The following is a 24053-nucleotide window of genomic DNA, read 5'->3' as shown; positions in this document are numbered from 1 at the left end:
GCGGCTAGGCAAAAGGATTGTAATACAATTAACATTTTTCTCACTTTTTGTAAACGGATACAAGAAGTATGTAGATCCTAGTTGATCTTGCAACTGTTCATCTCCTATAATTAATATGATAGCGGTTTCTCCAGAGGGGTGTTCGATATGGTAAACCAGTTTGAAATGAGTGAACAATGGCAGCGTGTTTTGAAGTATGGCAACCGACAATTTTTCAAAAAGAAAACGATCATTTACCACCAAGGTACATCTGGAGATGGTTTCTATTTTTTGTATAGCGGCTTAGTTAAAATTATCGCCTCTACTTCAACAGGGAAAGAACGGATGTTAAATATTGTTGTTCCCGGACAACTCGTCGGTGTTCAAGCCATTGACCAGCAAACCCATTTTACAACTTCAATAACGGCCAAAGACTCCGTACTCTACCATTTCTCTTCGGCACGGTTTAAAAACCTAATGACCCATCAGCCTGAGCTAGTCCACCTTGTTTCGCAAACGATCATACAAAAAATGCGTATTCTTTTATTTGCAATTCATATCAAAACCCTTTCAACAGAAGGGCAAATTGCCATGATCCTACTCAATCTGTTTGAAGATTTTAAAAACTTCGATATCCCACTCTCCCAACAAGAACTTGCCAATTGTACGGGCTTAACCCGAATAACGGTTTACAAAATCCTTAAACAATGGAAAGAAGCAGGAATCATTGAGATAAAAGACCGCGCCTTTATGATCAAGAGACCTAAGCTGTTAAAAGATATTGTCGAGGGTCGTTCATGTATGCGCTGAATCGAGGGAAAAGGTGATCGAATGTTATACCTTCGTTATAAATTTGAGCCCTATTTATCTTATGCCCAAGTCGTTCATATCAAAAAAAACGCTATCATTTATCGTCAAGGTGAACCCGGGAGAGGCTTTTTTTACTTGGAGCAAGGAGGAGTCAATATTGTTCTCCTGTCGGACAATGGTCAAGAACGTATTGTAGACTACGTTCCGATCGGAACATTACTAGGAGAACATGGCGTAAACAAGTCCCCCTATTTAACATCTGCTATAGCTACATCTTCCACCATCTTGTATTTTTTTTCCGATGAAGCTTTAAGTAAAATGTGTAAAAATCATCCTGAAACATCCTTGTTATTCACAAACTCTCTTATTTACAAGGTTAGATTGCTCGCTGAGATCATCGCATTCCATGATAGTCCTGTTGAGCAGCAAATGGCACATTACTTGCTTAAGCTGATTCAGGTACATGACAATGGCAATATTCCAATTGATCAAACTGCACTCGCTCGTTATATCGGTACATCCAGAAATACAGTAAATAAAATTTTTCAAAAGTGGAAAAGCCTTCATTTAATCGAATTCTCCCAACGCGGAACGATCCGCATCACCGATACGGACAAGCTTAAAGAAATCATAGGGGGATAACTTACAGCTCTGTACGCAGGCCCCATAATTCAGGGAAATAACGCTGTGCTACGACCTGTTTTAAGTACTCAACGCCGGTTGATCCACCTGTCCCTGGTTTGAAACCGATGACTCTTTCCACTGTAACCATATGATTGAATCTCCACTGTTGTTGGCGGCTGTCGATATCAACTAATTTTTCCGCAAGTTCATACAGATCCCAATAGCGCCCGACATCCCGATACACTGTCAACCAAGCAGCTTTCACGCTTGCATTCTCCTTATAATCTTGCGACCAGTCCCGTTTTAAATAAGATTCATCAATCTCCAAACCACGCATCGAAAGTGCCGAAATCGCAGCATCGTATAGACTAGGTAGGTGTTGTGCTTGACTTAATAGCTGATGGAGCTCCGGTTGATGTTCATAGACAGAAAGTCCCTTTGATCGTTTGCTTCCCAACATAAATTCGATAAGTCGATTCTGGTAAGACTGAAATCCAGAGGAACGACCCAACTTGTCTCGGAATTGCATGTATTCAGTCGGTGTAAGTGTCGACAGCACATCCCAGGATTGAATCAATTGTTGCTGTATTCTAGATACCCGAGCGAGCATTTTGAAAGCTGGTTCCAAATTGTTTTGCTGAATCGAGTATCGTGCAGCTTCTAATTCATGCAAGATCAATTTCATCCAAAGTTCACTCGTTTGGTGGATAATGATAAACAGCATTTCATCATGGTGGTCTGACAACCGCTGCTGACTGGATAATATTTTATCGAGCTGGAGATAGTCGCCGTAAGACATCTCTTTTGAAAAATCAAGATGAATTCTAGACTCCGTTGCATTTGACTGTGATTGTTCGCGCTTTTCCGAATTGGACAAGGTCTTCACTCCTACTATAGATAATGGAACAGAAAGGATATGAGCTCATTATATACAATATTAATTGATTATTCTGTAAATTACTTAACAATAAATTAGATTTTTACTTCGTATAATGATACAAAAACCTGCCATATAGGCAGGTTCTTTCTCCAATTATCGCTTCGCTTTATAGTACTCAAGATATAGCTTTATCAATGTTCTCTTCTCGAGCGTGTCAAGAAACGAAAACTGCCACTCTAATTTGAGCGGCAGTTTTCGTAAACTAAGGTGAATTTCTAGTTGATGTCATGCAGGTACTGCAATATCCGTTTTAATAATGTGGCTGATTGTGCACGTGTGGCATTCTCGGAGGGAGCGAATGAATCTTCCGTGATTCCCGCAACGATGCCTTGTTCCACCAGTTCAGCGACGGCTTGCTGCGCCCAACTGGATATGGTGTCGCGATCTTGAAACTTGGAAGTTGATCCTGATGTGCTGTTACGATTCGTTTGCTGAACGTTATGGAACACATTCAGAATCATGACGGCTATTTCTTCACGGGTAATTGGGGCATCGGGACGGAATGTGCCATCTTCAAACCCGCTGATAATTCCCGCTCTAGCAGCCATGCGAACATTCTTCGCATACCAGTCATTATCAGAAACGTCCGTAAACGTGCGAGCCTCCCCGCTAGTGACAATTTGTAATCCCAATGAACGGAATAGCATTGTCACGAATTGTGCTCGCGTCACTTGCTCGTCAGGTTGGAAAGTGATATCGGTTATACCGCTCAGTATCCTTTTTGAAGCAAGCAATTCAATATCCGCTTGAGCCCAGTGATTCTGAATGTCTATAAACGTTTTGCTGTTTTGAGCAATAATCAAGATATCCTCGACATTCCCCTTCACACTCAACAGCGTCTGTCCGTTTACATACTGGAACGTTGCAGGCACGAACGAAATTTCATTGGTGACTGGATTGAATAATAGAACAGTTGTTTTCGCTGGATCTACTTCCCTATCCATGAAGAGCGAGCCACCAATACCGTTCACTGTTTTAGTTTTTCCATTCGTACTGTAAAAGACGACCTGGCTATCAGACACTAGATCGATAACTTCCAGTCCTTCTTTCTTCATCTTTTGTCGTATTTTGGATGAATCAGCTTCACTGATTGCTTTCGCACCGATACTAACAAAGATTTGATTGATCGGACTGTCTAACGCATTCCTCAATTCTTGTTCGCTTACGTTCTTCATTGGTAGACTGATCGTCCTGTCGTTGAACAAGAAAATTAGGGAACCATTGGGCAATTCATTCTTCAATTCCAGTATAAACTTCGCGGAAATGATCACGTCTGCCTTGTCGGCTCTTGTTGTTTGCAGCATGAATGAAATAGTCGTGATACCGGGATTCTCAGCGATCAACTTCAGCGCTTTGCGAATAACGTTGTCGTCCATCACCATCTTCCCGCTAACAGGTTGTTCGTACAGAACATTCACGTTGTTACCACTTTTACTAATGACAACCTTAGGGCCTTGCGGTTGCTGTGGCGGTTGCTGTGGCACTTTCACATCAATTTGAGGAGGATTCGGCGAATCCGGATTGTTATCAATCTGCTTTACGAGCAGCTTAATCGCAAATTCGAACCTAATGTCCTGATTGTGTTGAGAAGTTGCAACAAGTTTTATCGTACTGGCTTTTGCTTTGTTCGTTACGGTAACTCGACCCGTTGACTGATCGACGCTGATGCCGCTGCCAGCTCCTTGCAGGCTCCAGATCACCGTTTCGCCTGGCATGACTGCACCATATTGATCGAGTACCTGAGCCGTGTAGTCAGCGTTGATGCTGCCACTTTCCGGTATTGTCAGTTGCGATTGGCCTGTCACTGTTACGTTCGTTACGATAGAAGAAGGGACTTCTTTCGTCAGCGTGACGGTTTTCGATGCATGCACATTCGAATTGCTTGCCGATGTGGCGACGAGTTGGAATGTACCTGCAGTCGCCGTATTCGCTATAGTGACTCGACCCGCTGACTGATCGACGTTAATGCCGTTTCCAGCGCCTTGCAGGCTCCAGACCACCGTTTCGCCTGGCATGACTGCACCATATTGATCGAGTACCTGAGCCGTGTAGTCAGCGTTGATGCTACTGCTTTCTGGTATCGTAAGTTGCGATGCACCTGTCACCGCCACCTTCGTTACGATTGAAGAAGGGACTTCTTTCGTCAGTGTGACGGTTATCGATGCATGCACATTCGAATTGCTTGCCGATGTGGCGACGAGTTGGAATGTACCTGCAGTCACTGTATTCGTTAGAGTGACTCGACCCGTTGATGGTTCAACGCTAATGCCGCTGCAAGCTCCTTGCTGGTTCCAGATCACCGTTTCCCCTGGCATGACTGCACCGTATTGATCGAGCACCTGAGCTCTGTAGTCAGCGTTGATACTGCCGTTTTCCGGTATCGTCAGTTGCAATGGCCCTGTCAACGTCACGTTCGTTATGACAGACGGAATGACTTCTTTCGTCAGCGTAATCGTTATCGATGTATGCGCATTCGGATTGCTTGACGATGTGGCAACGAGTTGGAATGTACCTGCAGTCGCCGTATTCGCTATAGTGACTCGACCCGTTGACGGTTCGACACTAATGCCGCTGCCGGCGCCTTGCAGGCTCCAGACCACCGTTTCGCCTGGCATGACTGCGCTATTCTGATCGAGTACCTGAGCCGTATAGTCAGCGTTTATGCTGCCGTTTTCCGGTATCGTAAGTTGCGATGAACCTGTCACTACCACCTTCGTTACGATAGAAGAAGGGACTTCTTTCGTCAGCGTGACGGTTATCGATGCATGCACATTCGAATTGCTTGACGATGTGGCGACGAGTTGGAATGTACCTGCAGTCACTGTATTCGTTAGAGTGACTCGACCCGTTGATGGTTCAACGCTAATGCCGCTGCCAGCTCCTTGCAGGCTCCACTTCACCGTTTCGTCTGGCATGATTACACCAAATTGATCGAGCACCTGAGCTGTGTAGTCAGCGTTGATGCTGCCGCTTTCCGGTAACGTCAGTTGCGATTGCCCTGTCACTTTCACTGTCATTGTCACGTTCGATACTTTCGAGAGCGTCACGGTTTTTGTCGCACGGGCCTGATGATTGTTCTCCGGCGTTGCGACGATTGTTAAGTTGCCTGCAGACGCCGATTTCGACACTGTCACAACGCCGCTCCATTCATCGATGCTGACTCCTGCAGCAGGCTGCGACAACGTCCACCTGACAAGCTCGTTCTTCATTTCTTGATTAAATTGATCCTGTATCGTAACCGTATAAGTTACCTTAACATCCTGATCTTCAGGAATCGCAATAGCATTCATCCCGGCTATCGAAGCTGCATTCGGGACTGGATCCGGCTGCGATGTAACCGTTAACGTAAACGGCCTTGTCAGCGCTGTGTATTGATAGGCCGACACATAATTTCGTCCTGGTTTTGCAATGAAGTACCCCGATACGGAAAGCGGAGTTCCGGGAATCCATACGTTCGTCAGGTATTCATCATGATTCGATTCATGCACGGCCACCCAATTCCGAGTACTTCCCGTATCATCGCCAGGAACATCAAGATGCACTAAAACTTTCTGCGTCGTGGCGACATCAAAATAATAGTAATTCGAACTTTGTGCCGGGTCGAACATGCCTGATACCGGAACACCGGAAGTTAGAGCCACCGCTGTTTCATAGCTGCCATTTGCTTTCGTCAGCGTGACGGTTATCGATGCATGCACATTCGAATTGCTTGCCGATGTGGCAACGAGTTGGAATGTACCTGCAGTCGCCGTATTCGTTAGAGTAACTCGACCCGTTGACGGATCGACGCTAATGCCGCTGCCGGCGCCTTGCAGGCTCCAGACCACCGTTTCGCCTGGCATGACTGCGCTATTCTGATCGAGTACCTGAGCCGTATAGTCAGCGTTAATGCTGCCGTTTGCCGGTATCGTAAGTTGCGATGGACCTGTCACTTTCACTGTCATTGGCTCGTTCGTTACTTTCGAGAGCATTACAGTTTTTGTCGCACGGGCCTGATGATTGTTCTCCGGCGTTGCGACGACTGTTAAGTTGCCTGCAGACGCCGATTTCGACACGGTCACAATGCCAGTCCATTCATCGATACTGACTCCTGCAGCAGGCTGCGACAACGTCCACCTGACAAGCTCGTTCTTCATTTCTTGATTAAATTGATCCTGTATAGTAACCGTATAAGTTACCTGAACATCCTGATCTACAGGAATCGCAATGGCATTCGCCCCGGCTATCGAAGCTGCATTTGGGACTGGATCCGGCTGCGATGTAACCGTTAACGTAAACGGCCTCGTCAGCGCTGTGTATTGATAGGCCGACACATAATTTCGTCCTGGTTTTGCAATGAAGTACCCCGATACGGAAAGCGGAGTTCCGGGAATCCAAAGGGTCGGAAGGTATTCATTGCGATTCGATTCATGTGTTGCTACCCAATTCCAGGTACTTCCCGTAGCATCGGCTGGTACATTGATATTCACTAAAATTTTCTGTGTCGTGTCGGAATCAAAATAAAAGTAATTGGAACCTTGCGCAGGGTTGAACCCGCCTGCCACCGGAACACCGGAAGCTAGAGGGCCCGTAGCCGTTTCATAGCTGCCGTTAGGTTTCTCCTCTGCTCGAACTACATTTTTTATGATAATCATTTTGCTCTGAGCGATAGTCGGCGAAATCTCGGAAGTCGCGATGATTATCGCTTCCCCATTGACCGCCGAACTTCCAACCGTGAGTTCGCCTGTGTCCGCATGGATACTTACTCCCGTCACAGGTGCTTTCAGTTTCCATTTCAAGGAAGACATTTTATCGGGAACCGTTGTACCATTCTGATCTAAGACGAATGCCTGATAACTTCCGCTCGTCGAACCGGAGTCAGGGATCGTGATCACATCTTTTCCTTCAATCACAATAGTAGAAATAATCGGATCCGATGTCACGATAAGCTGGTAGGGAACAGAATCCGTCCCAGTTGATTTGGAAGCGATTACATAATAGGTACCAGGATCAAGCATAATCGATTTCGAAAGCTTGCTTCCGGTTCCGCTTGCCTGGGCAAGATCCGTGTGAATATCTTTATCGCTGCGAAGCACCCACTGCATCGCTATTCCCATCGGATTTGCAGCGGAAACATTGACTTGAGTCGCAATCGGTACTTCGAAGTAATAATAATCGAGATTCGATGGAATATCGAGCGTAGCGGATACCGTCACCCCGAACGACAAAGGGCCTGTCGCAGTTTCAAACGACTGATTGGGCTTTATTTCTTCTGTAATATCATGAATGAGCTTCACTTCTTGTTCCTTTAAGATGGCTTGATCCTTGGCAGCGGAAGCAATCAGCGTAAAACTGGGGTCACTTGCCGTCGGATCTACCGCAATCGTATGGGTCACTGGTTGAAACGTTACGCCGCGAACCGGATCCTTAAGCTTCCAATTGATATTCTCATCTGCAATGACAACGTCATGTTGATCATACACCTGCGCGTCATATTGAACGGATTTTCTGCTTCTTCCATTCGGAATAACGACCGTCTTCGGTCCTATCATCTTAACGCTGGTGAGAACGGGGATTTCGTCGCCAATGGTAACCTTGATCTTGTAGTCCCCAACGTTCGTCTGTGAATTCGAATTTTTATATACGCACAAATAGTATCTTCCTGGAGGGGCGTCAAATGTGTGTTCCAATTTATTGCCATTCTTACGCGAGTACTGCCAATATTGATTAAACTCGCTATCCTTATACAACGTCCAGGTTAAATCCATCCCGTTGGTTTGCGTAACAAGGAGGTTGATCGTATCTACACGATCCAGTTCGAAGTAAAAATAGCTTGAACTATCGCTTTGCTCCATTGATGCTGGAAAATTGACGTTAAGCGGCAACGGACCGTTGGCTGTTTGAAACGTACCGTTCGGCTTCATTTCCTTAGTTAATGGGCCAATGTCCGCGGTCGTTGTCTTTACTTGCGTGATTCCGTGGCTGTTCGTCACCTTTAAAGTTACTTGGTATACGCCTGTTGTTCGATACACATGAGGAGGACTCGGCAGCGTACTGGTCGTACCGTCTCCAAAATCCCATTCATAGCTGGTAATCGTCCCGTTAGGCGAAAACGTTCCTTTGCTCGTAAACATTACCGGATATCCGTTCGTCCCCTCATACGGTCCATGAATATCAATGGTAGGGGGAATCGTCGTATCGTTGGATTCATTGGGCAATAAACCGTGAAGAACGACATCGAATACATATTGATTGTTCTCATCCAGACGATAATTCACGTAATACGCCGTTACCGTCTTATAACCGGACCAAGACAAAGTATCGAGTGTCTTCAAATATTGGTTTACAATCCCATCCATGATCTTGCGGTCTGCAATAATGCCTTGACTGGCGCCGCCTTTATAAGTCCCTCGCACGGCGAATGTATTAAAGAAAGTCGAGGAATGTACTTCTGGCACGATGTTACTTAAACCTGTATGTTGAGCAATTTCATTGAAAATTTCCGAACGCGGCTTGCTTGGCTGCGGTTGGACATAGTCGTCTGCAACAAGTGGAATCGTCAATTCATTCCTGCCTGCCTTAGCATGCAGATCTACAGCGGAATTAATATAATTATCGTTTAATTGCGCGTCCCGTCCCAGCTCATTCATGTAAGAATCGTATCTGGCTCCGTCGTTCGCGCGAACCAACTGGGCGATCCTCTCTAACACTTCTGGATGATTCTTATAGATGTAGTATTGAAGCTGGTACGCAAACGTGTAGAAGCGGAATCCATCGTACTTGGCGTGAACGACTTCGTTAGCCTGCATCCACTTATCGACCGGGTCGTACAAATTCCGTTCAGACATCGATTTCCGCGGCAAAATTTCGTTTTCCCGCGTCGAACCGGCGAACAGCTCCGCGCCCCCCTCTTCCAGCCATGTCACCCGATCATTGCGGTAGATTTCACTCTTTCCCCACAAGCCCGGCACCAGATAGCGTCCCTGCAGGAAGTGAGTGAATTCGTGACGGAACAGTTCTTCCAGCGTGTAAATGCTGATTTCAGGCGTTCTTTCCCAAGTGTAGAAAGTTCCTTCGCCCTCAATGTATATACCGCCATTCTCAGTCTCAATCCCGTTTAGAAGCAGGTTGATAGCGTACTCTTTCTTCGTGTTGTAAATGAACATGGTCAAAATATCGTCCGCATGATTTTTTTCTAATGGCTCGTCATTACCAAACACACGATAAAACTGCGCCCTAACTTCTTTTGACGCCCAGTACAAACGTTTTACTTTATCTTCCGTTACGTCTTTACCGGTGTACATGACCATTTGTCCGTCATCGAATGTATAACGGTTCGGGAAGTAAAAGCTTTTCGCAGCTTTCACTAGCTGATCATAGCGGATCGCGTTCCCCCTCGAATCGATCCCTTTGAAAGCGATTGCAATTGAAGATGCAGCTTGCATATATGCATAGCTAAATTTCGGGAACATCTCCATATCCTTCGTTAAGACATCATTCGAAGCGGATGGATTGCTATTGAAAGCGCTGAGCTTCCCTACGTAATAAATCGCATTATTCAGAAACCAATTATTGCTTTCTGTATAATCATTATGCAGGCTTAATTGACCGACCGCTGCCAAGAACGAATCGAACTTACCGACATAATCAGGTATCTTGGGAACATTTTGTTCATTCAACACCTCGTTTAGAATAAAATTGATTCCTTTGACCAATTCATAAGCAGCGGAGAATTCTTTCCCCGTTCCATTATTAAACGTATGAAAATTGCTCTCGATCTGGTTGAGAATTTTCGTCGCCTTATTAATCACTTCCGCATCGACCGCAGTATTCCCGATTAACAGGCCCACCGAGGCGATAACAGAATTTTGCGCTTCTGTCCCGACCTGGAAATTAGGGTTATTCTCAATGGCTTTTACTGCCGGTAGCACCTTCATTCTGTAATTCCATTTGTTAATATACCCCAGTTGACTATTGTAATAGCCTAGATAATAACCGGAACGCAAAACTTCCACCAAAGTGTTTATCCCTTTTTTATCATCCTGCGTAAATTCATTTCCCGCTTTCTCCAATCCCGTAAATAGCGCATCCATCCGGTCTCTATCGCCATAAAATTCCGCGGTGTCCGCATTGAACCGGAACAGCTCAGGGATATCGGTCCATGTAAGCTGTTGAATGGTTGCGATCAAATCGTCGAATGCCATGTCGTTCAGCTCTGCCATCGAGTAACTTCTCACTTCAATTGTACTCAGACTCCGTATTTGCTTCTGGGCCGTACCGGAGTTTGGAACCGTGGAGTGATTAAGCGACAGCTCATACGGCTGCGGTGCTTCCGGAGCTAGATCTGACCTGTCCCCACCTGCCGAAGCATCGTCAATGTCGTGAATCGACTGGTCCGTTGATTTCGGCTTCTCTAATTTGCCTAGCGGCTTCGCATTTGATTGACTGCTGCCTTGCTTCGTTTGATCGATCTGATAGGTCGTTGGGGCGACATCGGGGGATTGGGCTTGAATGGCCGTTCCCATACTATTGCTTACAATAAATGCGATGATCGTGAATACAATTCCAACTCTACTTTTACGTTTGAACCACTTCAAGAAACTCACACTCCCTTTTCATTCTTTTGAAAGCGTTTGCAAAGTCAACTGTGAATTTCCTCGTTTTCACCTCCAACAATTAATCACTCCCATAGGAATTCTTAAACTAACCAGCACTTCAACACCTATCCAGTATCTTATATGCAATATCAGTGCCACCTCTTTTCACTCTAAAAAGACTGGAAATTCTGAAAACAATTACAGTCCGAACTGCCCACTAATTTAAACACTTGGCATAATTAAATCCTTATAATTTAGACAGTTGCACTGCGTCCAATCTCAAACTCCCTAATAAGACAACAAAAAAGCATGATGCTGTCCTCACCATGCTTCTCATTTTGAATTTTTTATCGCTTCGCCTTATAAAACTCATGATAAAGCTTCATTAATGCCCGCTTTTCAATACGAGAAACATACGACCTGGATATACCAAGATCCTTGGCGATCTCTCGCTGGGTCCGTTCGTCCCCACCATGCTCCAAACCAAACCGCCCTCGTATGACTTCCTGTTCACGTTCATCTAAAATATCTAAATTACGGTAAATTTTACTTTTTTCAATTTTAAGCTGTACCTTGTCAATGACATCATCCGGCTCGGTGCCAAGGATATCTATCAATGTAATTTCGTTGCCTTCTTTGTCGGTTCCTATCGGATCGTGAAGGGAAACGTCTTTTCGTGTCTTTTTGAGGGATCGCAAGTGCATCAGGATCTCTATTCTAATGTCAAAAGTGTGGCAGGAGTAGAAGCCGGGGGTCTCAAGCTCTATAAGCGATAAATGAATCAAATTTCCATCGGCTCTCAGCAGATGGAAATTTGTGTGTTCTTTTTATTCAATAACTAGGATGCGCGGAGATGTTTTGGACACTACTCTCGATGAAGCCCAAGAACCGAGACCTGCGGCGAACATCGTAATGCAGGCCAGCGAAATAATCCCTCCCCAATGCAGAATTAGCGGCAGATTGGCAATACCGTAATCCGAGAGAATACTGCCAAGTATAATCGGAAGAAAATACACGCCAAGCACCACTCCGATTACTGCCCCGATACCTGAAACCGCAATGATCCCCATAGTGACAGACCATCTGATTCGGTTCGAAGATAATCCTATGGATTTATAAATGCCGTAGGTTTTGCTTTCTTTTCTGATGTTAATCCTACTGATACTGTAAATGATGATGGTCGTGACTGCTGTAAACAGAAGACCCATGATACTCATCGGGAGGATCAAAGAAGCTACCGCCTGTTTAAAAGTGGCATCCAGAAGTGTCTGCATTGTTGCGGCTGAGGCGGAGTCTTTATACTTTGCATTGATTTCACTAACGATCTTATCCGCATCCTGATCATTATTCAGATTGATGAAGGCAGCGATATAATCGTTATATTCTGGGTGACTGACCTGAAGTGTTTCAGCAACAATTCGGGCAGATACCGATTGGTTAGCAATCGACTGAAAGACACCGCTGACGATAAGCCTATGCTTATAACCTTCAATATAAACCTCAACCGTATCCCCTACGTCTTTTTTCAATTGTTTGGCGACACTGATGCCAATCGAGATCTCATTTTTATTTTTGGGATTTCTGCCTTTGATCGTGGTATAACCGACTTCGTCATAGCTGCCATCAATCACATAAATACTAAAATTCATAGACTGCTTGTTCTTTGTTTCTGAATCTACGTTTCTCCCATCAGACACAACCCCATTCACATTCCCGAGCCATCCTGTATTTTTGATTCTTTTGTCCGACTGCATCTTCTGTTGGAATTCGGTTCGGGAAAAGGTTGAAGTGTTCACCACTCTTAAGGAAATATCGGATGAATCATACCCCCATGCGGCTGACGTCTCTTTGATATTACCGATACTGTATAACAATACAAATCCAAGAACGAGGACAGCTGACATCACTGTTGCCAACAGCATCATCAGAATGGAGGCTTTCTTATTCTTCCTTACATTTCTTAGTCCAAGAACGATTAAAAGTGGCGCTTTTCCAAAAGAGAGCAGCGTATTCTCTTTGGTACTGATTCGCTTGAACAATTTGCTGTTATCCGTTTCAGACATCCCAAACCGAATAGCCTGCATAGGCTGTATAGGACGAGCTTTATTGGCGTAAATAGCCACACAGAGAATGACCATTACTAACACAAAGATACCTACAATGACGGTTACAAGACTTTCACCCGGACTTCCCGCCGCAGTGCTGCTTTTCAAGGACGATAAGGTGCTCTCTACAATCAGGTTGGAAAGAAAGCGGCTGATGAACAGACCCGGGATAATGGCAATGATAGAAATGAATATATACTGCATCAAATAAATAAGCATTATTTTTTTCGAAGATAAGCCCAGCGCTTTAATGACACCAATCGTTTTATAATTGGATAAAATATCATCCGATATCGTAAACCCGATCGTGAATAAAGCGACGAGAATCATGACGATGCCCAGAAAAACCATAATAAAACCAATGGCTTTATTCATAATTAAATAAAAAGAGGACATTTGCTCGAAACTTATTTTGGATTCCAGATAAGGGGTGCCCATCTCCTTCTCGAACTTCTCCCAATAACCTAAACTGCTGCTGTAATCCGCATATCTTAGTCCAAGCATATACTGCTCTTTCCCCTGAATCCCTTGTACTTCCCGAGCATAATCCTCATGATTCATCCAAATTCTTGCATCGGTGGCAAAGGGAGCTCCGTAAGGAATATCCACAACGATTGCAGATACCTGTAAAGCAAAATTGTTCTCACCTGTAGAAAACTCCAGGGTATCTCCTACAGATAAATCGTGTAAATAGGCAATGGAAGTCGGTATCCAAATTTTTCCTTTTTCAGGTACAGATCTTTCCTTTCCATGCGCAAACAAAAGCTCATCGACCGGAAACGGCCTTTCTGGTGTGTTCATCATATACAAAGTCAGACTTGAAAGCTCGGCAGATGGCGGTTCACCCTCTTTGTTCATTCCAGCCAGCATTCGGTAAGGAATTAACTTAGAAGTGCTGACTCCTTTCTGACCTTTCCACCACTGATATACCTGGTTGGGATCATGAAGCTCATCTCGTAAAAGCAGCATTTCATGTGAGCCGTTCGATTTGCTGTGCATATCAGAAAATAAACTGTTGGAATTCATTATCACCGTAATAGAGGTAGCAAGGAGCAGGGTTGACAACAGAATAAGCAGACCGATCAGACCATTGTGAATTTTCTTTTTCCTTAAATTAGACAAGCAAAGGGAAAGCACGGCAGTCATAATATCTTACCCCTTTCCCGAGACACAGGAGAAGATGACCGCTTCTCTGTCTTGGATTTGGGTATGATCAAATTTATCAAACTCCAATACATCCGCAATTTTACCGTCTTTAATCAGAATCAGCCTGTCCGCACGGCAAGCAGCCTTAATATCATGAGTTACCATGACGACAGACTGTCCTTTCCGATTCATATCGGTTAAAATATCGAGCACAGCCACCCCGTGATCATAATTCAGGCTTCCTGTCGGCTCATCGGCAAAAATCAAATCCGGTGAATTAATCAATGCCCTCGCAATCGCTGCTCTTTGCTGTTGGCCCCCTGAAGTTTGTGCAGGAAGCCGATTTTTTTGTTCATCGATCTCCATTGCCTTCATCAACGAGAGGACAGTACTCTTCACTTTGTTTTTAGGTTGTCCAGCGATATATCCAGGTAATGCGATATTTTCGAACAAAGTCAGGTCCGGTACGAGGTTTACACTCTGGTATATATATCCGATTTGGTGAGCCCTGAACTCGGCTAATTGCTGCTCTGTATAGCTGTCTATACGCTCTCCTTGAAAATAAACCTCACCTACGGTTACGGAATCCAGACCGCTCAGAAGATACAGCAAAGTAGATTTGCCTGAACCTGAATTCCCCATAATTACGGTGAAGTCTCCATCATACACATCTAAATCCAGATTTCGAATCGCATGAAATTGCACACTGCCTGTTGAATAGGTTTTGCAAAGATTTTTCGCTTGAATTATCGGTTTTTTCACTAAAAAAGTGCCCTCCTCCAATAGGATTATGATCTTATTGTAAGGGGCACATATATATAAATCCTTATCTAAATATTAATGAAATATTACAGGATGAAATTTAGGCTCATTTCTCTGATTAGCCTAATGGAATGAAGCAATAAAACACCGTCCCTTTCCCTTGCCTGCTGTTGAATGATATTGTACCCTCATGTGCTTCGATAATATATTTACAGATGGACAATCCAAGGCCCGTTCCCTTTCTCCCTGCACCTTCATTGGATTTTCCTTTGAAATAACGGTCAAAAACAAAAGGCATATCCTGAGGAAGTATTCCATTTCCCGTATCCGCAATCGTGATTTTTAGTTGGCCTTGCTCCAGCTCAATATTAATCTGGATGGTATCACCCGCTGAGGTATGCTTCAGAGCGTTAGAAATAAGATTGGAAATAACCTGCTCCATCCGCTGCGCGTCCAAACGAATCAGTACATTAGGAATTTCTGCGGGTTCAATGAAATGAACACCGGTGGTGCGAACATAATGACCGATCGGACGCAATATTTTTTCAAAAACATCCTTGCTGTATTGCTCTGTCAGCGTCACGGAAATCTGACCAAGCTCTTTTAGGGCATGAAGCAGCAGATCTTCTGTTAATCGAGTCATTTTTTCGGTACTGTTGTGCATAACCTCCACGTATTCCATTACTTCCTGCATATTGGAACAGCTCCCCTCCCGAATAGCTTCAATATACGCTTTTAACGTTGTCAGAGGGGTTTTCAATTCATGGGAAATATTCGATATCAGTTCCTTCTGTGCTTGCTCCTGCTCACCCCTTCGAAGGCTGTGATGCATAATTTCCATCCTCATCTGATCAAACATCGCATAAACCTCACCAATTTCGTCCATGTTTTTATATGTAGATTTTTGCTCATAGTCTCCTTTAAGAATCGCTTCAGAGATATCCTTCAAATGATGAATGGGCCTCATAATGTCTCTTTTTATTTTTCTTTGAATCAGAATCATGAGTATTCCCAGAATCACCAGCAATAATGCAATGGTGATAAAAGGGGAAACGGCGTACAGATTCGTTTCTCTGGCAAAAACTAAACTTGCAGGTACTGTAAAAATGGCATTGCCCACCTGCGCCTGAGTTAACTCATCCACTACAGGGAATGCGATTTGGTAACGATGATCAGATACTTTTGCTTGATAAAGATCATAGTGCAGATCCATGCTTGGATTGATCCGGGAGAGGGTTAAATCACCAGAGGAATTAAACAGGATTTGTCCAGTGAGGTCTGCATAGACCACCTCTGCTTCAGAATCCTCTGCCATTGCATGCAGTGTCGCTTGAAGTTCAAGATCATCCTTAATCACAACATGATTTTTTTCTAAAAACAACAGCATCTCATTGACATGCAGCCGTACTTGATTAATAACCGCCTCGGATTCTGCTTCCCGTTCTCTATCCACATGATTCCAGAAGAGAAAAGTTGTACATCCAAACAAAACAAGAAAACATGTTAAGACCGTGAGAAGCCATTTTTTAATCCAAACATTTAAATACATAGGTTTCTCCTATTCTGTAATCATTCATCGTAGCTGAATTTATAACCGATCCCCCAGACGGTCTTAATATATGTAGGATAGGACGGATCTTCTTCCAGCTTCTCTCGTAATCTGCGAATGTACACGGTAATCGTGCTCTCATCCCCATAAGATGTATATCCCCAAACCGCATCCAGAAGCTGAATTTTCGAAAAAACCTGATTTTTGTGTTTGGATAGGTAGAATAACAGCTCAAGCTCTTTCACGGATAGTGAAATTTCTCTCCCTTCTTTCATCACCTTGTATCCTTTTCGATCAATGGTAATTTTGCCGAACCGAAGGACATCCTCCAGTTCAGGCAGCATTGCCACCGGATTATTAATCATGCTTTCCACTCTTCGTAGGTTCGATTTCACCCTTGCCAGCAGCTCACTGAGTGAAAATGGTTTTGTCATATAATCATCTGCTCCAAATCCGAGACCAAGCACCTTATCCGTATCGCTGCCACGAGCGCTCAAAATAAGAATAGGTACATTATTCTTTTCTCGAATCTGGCGGCACAGATCAATGCCATCTATATCAGGAAGCATGATATCAAGTATAATGAAATCGGGTTTCAGCGACTCTATGGATTGCCAAGCCTCATTACCATCATTGGCGATATATACCTCATAACCGTTCTTCTCTATGTAATCTTTGATAATTCGGGAAATATCCTGATCATCTTCAATAATTAGAATCTTTCGACGCAGATTCATAACAGCCCTCCTATAATGGGTACCCTCATTTTATATTCTACCATTAAATTACATGATAGAAATAAGAGAGTGTTATGACGAAGTTAAACATGCGTTAATAAACGCACACATCAGCAAAATCGACTTCTTTGTATTACCCGAAAGATTCCTGATATTTCTCTGGCATTACGGGATATTTATCCAGATGAAGTTGAGGAAATACGAAAGCAATATAAATGGCGTAAAGTTTCTCACCAATCTCCTTTAGTATTTTCTACGAATAACGTATACGCGTGTAATGAAATAGCCAATAAGAACGAGACAACGGGTACTCGATCCTATTGGCTGTTTTGTGTTTTATCAGTGAGTCAATTATTAATCATAATACAAACAGTTGTATATGAAACTAACAATTGCAGATTTAGCCTTATGATAAGAATTATAAAAACTTTTCCAACACTTTACTTTGTATTCTGAATTTTATCCCTCAACGCTTCGCCTTATAAAACTCATGATACAGCTTCATTAGTGCTCGCTTCTCAATCCGCGAGACATATGAGCGCGAAATGCCTAACTCCTTGGCGATTTCCCGCTGCGTTCGCTCGTCTCCGCCGTGCTCCAAGCCAAAACGACCTTTGATCACTTCCTGCTCCCTAGCATCAAGAATATCCAGGTTACGGTAAATTTTACTTTTCTCAATTTTGAGTTGAACCTTATCCACAACATCATCAGCTTCAGTCCCCAGGATATCAATAAGCGTGATTTCGTTGCCTTCTTTGTCGGTTCCTATCGGATCGTGAAGGGAAACGTCTTTTCGTGTCTTTTTGAGGGATCGCAAGTGCATTAGGATCTCATTCTCAATACAACGCGCTGCGAAAGTTGCGAGCTTCGTCCCTTTTCCTGTTTGAAAGCTCTCGATTGCTTTGATGAGTCCAATCGTTCCAATGGAGATCAAATCTTCAAGGTCTTCTCCAGTGTTGTCGAATTTCTTGACGATGTGGACACAACCTGATGTCACTTCGCAAATTTATTTCCCCACTCCACATGTGTGGAGTAAGCAAAATCAACACATTAATTAAATAAATGAGGAACGCTTAAACCCTCAAAATTATTATCATACTCATTAAATCGAACCACCACTACAACATTATCTTACTTCTCGAGCTTACTTTGCATTATATACAGGAACATATTAAGAACTCCTCATGGGTGCTTCCCATTGAGGAGTTTGCCGATGCTTTCGGATAATTTCAAAAGAGAATAAAATTTAGTGCAAAACAAGGCTTTACGTCAAATACCTTCCTATCAGAAACTCGCCATTCGTTCTTTATTGGTTCTAGAGATACCTAATCGATCTAAAAGACTTAGGTTATGTCCACCCACCGATTAAATCTATACATCCGCTCACGCTTTAGCTCTCTTACCTAGATGTTTTCCCCGCTGCAAGAGTACAAAAAGCCGTTCAATACCCCTCGGAGTAAAGAACGGCTTTTCACGGAAATTATTATCAAGTGTAGTTCAGTTATGAGTGTAACAGTTACAGTTACAGTTACAGTTACAGTTACAGTTACAGTTACACATCAGCATATTCGATCTTTCCTCGCGACTACTTTATTGTCTTTGTCATAGAAATATCCCCCATGATACATTAGGTCAAACCGCTGCAATTCTCAATCACTTATTTCTCTCTAGTTCTCCAATAATGATTGGTATCTTTGTACTTTTCTCAAACCCCACATTGGAACGAAGCTCATCTAAATAACCAATTGCAGTAACTTGAATTCTTGAATCCTCACATCTTAATAGCAACTCACTTATGAGTGTCTCAACAACATAACGTTTCCCGTCAAAATCCAGTTCATTCCCCTCGTGCTGAATGAAGCTGCAAATACTTTGGAGAATTGCATTGTTTTTTTCATCCATAGTTAGTTTTTCATTCAGCGATTTAATTTGACTCATATATTCTTTCTCCTGCTTCATTAATTCTTCAATCTCACCCTTAATAATTCTAAAATCAGAATCCATTTCTTGCTCGTTAATCAGCTCCCGTTTAAACATGATTTTAATTTTTTCTTTTTCCTTCTCCTTAAGAGTTAGCTGTTTTTTTATAGACTCCGCGACTTTTTCTAGTTCTTGAACCACAGATTCCGACTTCAACTCAATCCGCTTCACATACTCGTGAGGATCAGAGATCGTTTCCATAATAAGTCCCCATACGTATTCGTCTACTAACTCTGCTCTGATTGAACGACTCGGACAACTTGTTACTGTTGGTCCATACATTCTAGGGTTTATGTTTGGACAACGATAGCATTTATATTTCTCACGTATTCCCGTTATTTTATTAACACGACCGGAATAAGTGGTTGCTTCCCATTTCCTTCCACATAAACCGCATCTCAGTAATGATTTAAGCAGATATTCATATTTCATATTTCCAGACAGTTTCTTGTTTTTGGACCGCTGATCTTGTGCAAGCTTAAAGATATGCTCATCTATAATTGAAGGTACTGTAACAAGTATCCAGTCTTTTTCATCACGGTAACCATACGTTTTCTTAGGTGCTCCTTTTTTTGTTCTTTCCCCTTTTATTTTTTGTGTTTTTCTCCTGTTGTAATAAAATCTCCCTATATAAACATCTGACTTCAAAATCTTCTGAATAGAGCTGGCACTCCAGTTTTTACTTTCAGCACGCTTTGGTGTAGCACCTAGATCAATCAATTTAGTACCTATTTCTCTTATGGTTAAATGATCATACACATACCATTGATAAATTAATTTCACGAAAGCAGCTTCATGGTCATTGATTTCTAGTTGCCCAGCGGTCCAATTATATCCATAAGGAGGCACCCTCATAGGCATCACTTTGTTATCTTTTTCTACGGCTTTTAAGCGCCCTCGAACAGTTCTTTTTTTAATCAGAGACAATTCATATTGAGCTATTACACTGATGAGATTGAAAAAAAGTTGTCCTTCTGGGGTATTCTTGTATTCCGTATCTACAAAAATCAAATTTACATTCCTTGATTCAAATTCTCGGCAAACAAATAGTTTATCTGTCAGATCACGAGATAGCCGGTCAGGATGCGTGATAATAATTTGATTTACCAGACCAGAAGCAATATCCTGTCTTAGTAGATTCATAGATGGGCGTTCAATATCTTCACCGCTAAATCCTTCTTCTTTATAGATCTTTAGATCATTCTCGTAGACATGCATTTCTTTTGCTTTTTTTATGCAAAGTTCAACTTGGCCGTCTAAGCTTGTTCCTTCCATAGCTTGCATACCAGTGGAAACACGTGCATATACGGCCGTATACATAAATAAGTTGCTCCTTTCATTTAGGGAATTAGTATTTATGATTTCCTATTCCAATTCCTGTAGGCATCTTTTAGCCTCACCATGTGATCAATGTAGATCTTTAAATGTTTCTCTAAATTTTCCGGTTTCGTAGATAGACATGATAGGTAACCCATGCCTTATTGGAGAAAAACCTCCATTAAGTTGTTCGATAAAAATATACCTCATCATCAATAGTCACCCTCCCAAGAAACTTGAAATGCCCCAGTAAACATTGCTCCCTTATTGCTGTAGAACAACTGTAAATGTCTTCATTTACGATAATTGCTTTCGTACAGATGGTACCTAAATTAGTTTTGATCGACAATCTAGATACATCCCTTAAATAGGAACGCTTGTTCCTGTAACTATAGCATTTCCTTAATTTAAAAAAATAAACCGTCTGATTAAATTCAGTCGGTTTTTAAAATAATTTTCTTCAAAATATAGTCAATGACTCGCCACTTAGCTTCAAGAGTTTCGTCAGACATAACAGCAGCACTTGCATCATCACAGTCAGGCTTGATCAAAGATATATAATCAAACACCTCAACTTTATCCATCAAACCACCTCAACATATGCGTATTCAAACTGCTGCTTGACCTAGTCCATAAATTGAAGCGTATGATGTTTTTTCTCTTCGGAATGGGTTTAATCACTTCGTTCCCATACAGCCATTCAATTAGTTATCAGATTCATTCATTTTGATAGTGACTCGTTCATTCTCGTTATCAAGTCTTGTTTTTTCTACTTTTATCCATTTTTCAATCATTTCTAGAGCTCGTTTCCTTTGATTCGATTCATCATCCTTAATTTTTTTTATCATTAAAAAACCTCCTGATAATTGTTATCAGAAGGTTTTCCTCACTATATTACTTTTATATGCGAAAACCATTTAACGGTTCATTGAATTAAATATATCGATGTAAGTGATTCTATTTCTTTTTTATACTGCTTCAAGTTACTTGTTATTTTTTCTTTGTGAGTCCCAATAATACAAATCTTTATTTTATCATTTTGTAGAATCATCGGTGAATAATAGTAACTATCCAACCTTAGCCCATAAATGCTGTTAATAATTTTTTGAGTGTTTTTTTGGACAACATCGAAAATAAATCGAAGTTCAAAGAAACTTTTATAATGGTGAATTATTAAATGAGCTCGACTGTTTGACTCATTAATCATCATTACATCAATAACTTTCCGTATCTTAGTATTGAGTTCGAACTTACCTCTAGCATTGTCAATAGATTTCTTTACAACATTACTTAACTGCGAGACATCGATTACCGGTACTTTTAAAGCTGTGTACTCAAATAAATCATTTTGGCGCGCAATAATATTATCGCTAATTATATATTGAGCTGGTATTTCTGTAATAATTGCAGTCATTAACTTTGTTGGAATGAGGGTTAGATTATTATTGGAATCTAAATTCCCATAATTGAGAATTTTCCCTAACATTCCTCCACTTTTCGATCCACCTAATGATTCATAGTTATATATTATATCCTGGTTACTTAATCCGCTCATTAATTTACCGATTTTAATTCTATTTACCATATCCAACTTTAGAAAAACTTCATCAAGTTTCTTCGGAAATCGAAAGAAAAAAGCGCGTTTAATATTATTATTGATATCATCAAAATCCTCAATAAAACTATCCTTAGATCCATCTTCTACAACATGGTTAATTGGATTTATAAAACGTTCCACCATGTTCCCAAATCGCTCATATTCGAAATTCCCCACTGTTATCACCAATCTTTATTATGGATAAAAGAAATCGATACTTCATTAATAAACCCTATTTAGGTTAAAAATCGTTTTTTTATTAAGTTCAACCGTCATTCTAACTGCTGTAATTTATTAGTTAAACCATCCAATGGTTTTTAGAGATATTAAAAAGTACCTCTGGCTAAAATGTGTACTGCTACACCAAAAATAAATGACCAACAAAAAAAGGCAAGCTTTCTCTATTGAGAAAGATTGCCTATCTTCATTCCTATTATGAATCATTAATTAGGCCGACTTTACGTAAAAATGACCACAAAAAAAGTCCATTTTATATGTCGAAAGTACACATGACAAATAAAGGGCTTCATAAGTAGCCATCAATTAACCGCCTAGTAACAATTACATCTTTTTATTTTAGCTTTATCACAGTAAAGTTTTTTACGCAAAAAAGAAATTTTGCGTAATTTTTGGATAAATTTGTAAAAATAATCCAAAAATCCATCCTATAAAGCTTCCCCCTCTCTGCCAAATAAGTAGTGGCAGAGAAAATTAATGTGTTACGTAATATATCCATTTTATACTACGCTAGTATAAAAATCTAGTAAAATTAAAATAATAGAATCAGAGGTGATTGTAGATGATTCCCAAATTAAAAATGAAACCTGAACGCCTTCATGAGTCAACTCTAGAAAAAAAGAAAGTAAACTTCACTACACTCAAAACGATAATTGAGCATGCTTGTTCTGATCGTGAAATTACAAATAAGATGTTACTTGCATTTGAAAAACATATTAGAACACGTAACAAAAAAAGAATTCATAACCGATGTCGTTCCGAATACCCGAAGGTTATATTAGAATTTGAAAACTACTACTCAAAAAAATACACCAAAACCTCGCTTACGCATCACATTTATCACGTTGGCAAATTTATTGGCTACCTTTCACGCAATTTCCCTAGTTTATCCACTCTACAATCTATCCAAGATTGCAAAAAGATCACAATTGCAATGGTAACTAACTATGAAGAGCATCTAGTTGACCGGATATATCTTGAGCAAATTCAAAGAAGCAGCGTAAATCGAATGTTATATTCGATGAAATTATTTTTGGACATGTTATCGGTTCTTAAAGTAAATCACCTTAGGTACATAATTCATCAGTCACTGCGTGCTCAAGCCAAAAGATCAAATGAATATGTAAACCTGGAGGAAGTACTCGTCTTATTAGAGTCAATCGAAAAGTGTAGATCAAAACTAAAACTCAGAAATATAAGCATCTTCTTGTTAATTATGGAATTAGGTTGTCGTCCAATTGAAGTGGCAAGTATTCGTCTGGACGATATTAGATTTACCGAAAGACTTATAACCCTTCGCTCAGTTAAATCTAGAACAAGAACCCTGAAAATGAGCAAAGATTTGACGAATATGCTGCAAGAGTATCTTAGTACATGCCGCCCCTTATACCCAACATACAACGATGTTTTTTTTGTTAAATCTTCAGGAGAACCAATATCGTCTAGTACGATAACTTCATTGTTCAGTGAAAAAAATAAGCAAGTCTTTGGTGAAATACGATTTAGTGGAAAAGCTCTAAGACACACCTATGCAACAAATGCTCTGGATAATTCAAATGATTTCGATCAAGTATCTGAATCAATGGGACATAAACATCGCCGCTCTACTGAATGGTACATTCATAGAAGTGTTCAAAGGATGCTAACTCGCTCACTCCCCCACAATCCTTTAAATCAGTTGGATGAGGTGTAAT

General features: G+C 41.5%; 14 protein-coding genes and 1 pseudogene. 3 read left to right on the top strand and 12 right to left on the bottom strand.

Annotated features, from left to right (window positions below; all coding sequences use genetic code 11):
- Nucleotides 1-147: 147 nt before the first annotated feature.
- Nucleotides 148-789, top strand: a complete 642-nt coding sequence (locus ACSBOP_RS06625) for a Crp/Fnr family transcriptional regulator (RefSeq protein WP_442603638.1) — start codon at nt 148-150, stop codon at nt 787-789.
- 21 nt (nt 790-810) lie between these two features.
- Entirely contained in the window at nt 811-1431 is a 621-nt protein-coding gene (locus ACSBOP_RS06620; RefSeq protein WP_442603637.1) for a Crp/Fnr family transcriptional regulator, read from the top strand.
- A 1-nt stretch (nt 1432) separates the two neighbouring features.
- Here ACSBOP_RS06620 and kynA read toward each other — a convergent pair whose 3' ends face one another.
- The 12 genes and pseudogenes from kynA to ACSBOP_RS06560 form a co-directional block, all read right to left on the bottom strand.
- Nucleotides 1433-2212, bottom strand: coding sequence for a tryptophan 2,3-dioxygenase (gene kynA, locus ACSBOP_RS06615; protein ID WP_442604401.1), 780 nt, complete (start codon nt 2210-2212; stop codon nt 1433-1435).
- Between the two features lie 356 nt (nt 2213-2568).
- A complete protein-coding gene (locus tag ACSBOP_RS06610; RefSeq protein ID WP_442603636.1) occupies nt 2569-10929 on the bottom strand; it encodes a collagenase in 8361 nt (2786 codons plus the stop codon).
- 347 nt (nt 10930-11276) lie between these two features.
- Nucleotides 11277-11651, bottom strand: a pseudogene (locus ACSBOP_RS06605) (sigma-70 family RNA polymerase sigma factor); the annotation flags it as partial.
- Nucleotides 11652-11756: 105 nt separating this feature from the next.
- Nucleotides 11757-14180, bottom strand: a complete 2424-nt coding sequence (locus tag ACSBOP_RS06600; RefSeq protein WP_442603635.1) for an ABC transporter permease — start codon at nt 14178-14180, stop codon at nt 11757-11759.
- Nucleotides 14181-14186: 6 nt separating this feature from the next.
- The gene (locus ACSBOP_RS06595; RefSeq protein ID WP_442603634.1) at nt 14187-14942 is read right to left on the bottom strand and encodes an ABC transporter ATP-binding protein; all 756 of its coding nucleotides are present in this window, start codon (nt 14940-14942) and stop codon (nt 14187-14189) included.
- 118 nt (nt 14943-15060) lie between these two features.
- Nucleotides 15061-16491 carry a sensor histidine kinase gene (locus tag ACSBOP_RS06590; protein ID WP_442603633.1) on the bottom strand — a complete coding sequence of 477 codons (1431 nt, stop codon included), beginning with the start codon at nt 16489-16491 and terminating at the stop codon, nt 15061-15063.
- A 20-nt stretch (nt 16492-16511) separates the two neighbouring features.
- Nucleotides 16512-17228: a response regulator gene (locus ACSBOP_RS06585; protein WP_442603632.1), complete on the bottom strand. Its 717-nt coding sequence runs from the start codon at nt 17226-17228 to the stop codon at nt 16512-16514.
- Between the two features lie 466 nt (nt 17229-17694).
- Nucleotides 17695-18234, bottom strand: a complete 540-nt coding sequence (gene sigK / locus ACSBOP_RS06580) for an RNA polymerase sporulation sigma factor SigK (protein ID WP_442604400.1) — start codon at nt 18232-18234, stop codon at nt 17695-17697.
- Nucleotides 18235-18881: 647 nt separating this feature from the next.
- Nucleotides 18882-20528 (bottom strand): recombinase family protein, encoded by a 1647-nt coding sequence (locus ACSBOP_RS06575; RefSeq protein WP_442603631.1) that lies wholly within the window; start codon nt 20526-20528, stop codon nt 18882-18884.
- A 431-nt stretch (nt 20529-20959) separates the two neighbouring features.
- Complete coding sequence (locus tag ACSBOP_RS06570; RefSeq protein WP_442603630.1) at nt 20960-21109, bottom strand: hypothetical protein; 150 nt, start codon at nt 21107-21109, stop codon at nt 20960-20962.
- A 120-nt stretch (nt 21110-21229) separates the two neighbouring features.
- A complete protein-coding gene (locus tag ACSBOP_RS06565; protein WP_442603629.1) occupies nt 21230-21373 on the bottom strand; it encodes a hypothetical protein in 144 nt (47 codons plus the stop codon).
- Between the two features lie 77 nt (nt 21374-21450).
- Nucleotides 21451-22266 (bottom strand): hypothetical protein, encoded by an 816-nt coding sequence (locus tag ACSBOP_RS06560; protein ID WP_442603628.1) that lies wholly within the window; start codon nt 22264-22266, stop codon nt 21451-21453.
- Between the two features lie 655 nt (nt 22267-22921).
- On the opposite strand from ACSBOP_RS06560, the gene ACSBOP_RS06555 reads away from it, so the two are divergent.
- Nucleotides 22922-24052 carry a tyrosine-type recombinase/integrase gene (locus ACSBOP_RS06555; RefSeq protein WP_442603627.1) on the top strand — a complete coding sequence of 377 codons (1131 nt, stop codon included), beginning with the start codon at nt 22922-22924 and terminating at the stop codon, nt 24050-24052.
- Nucleotide 24053: the final 1 nt, after the last annotated feature.

The sequence above is a fragment of the Paenibacillus sp. KN14-4R genome (assembly GCF_052180255.1).
GTDB lineage: Bacteria > Bacillota > Bacilli > Paenibacillales > NBRC-103111 > Paenibacillus_AM.
Note: the sequence above shows the minus strand (reverse complement) of the source record. Positions and strands in the feature narration are given on the sequence as shown.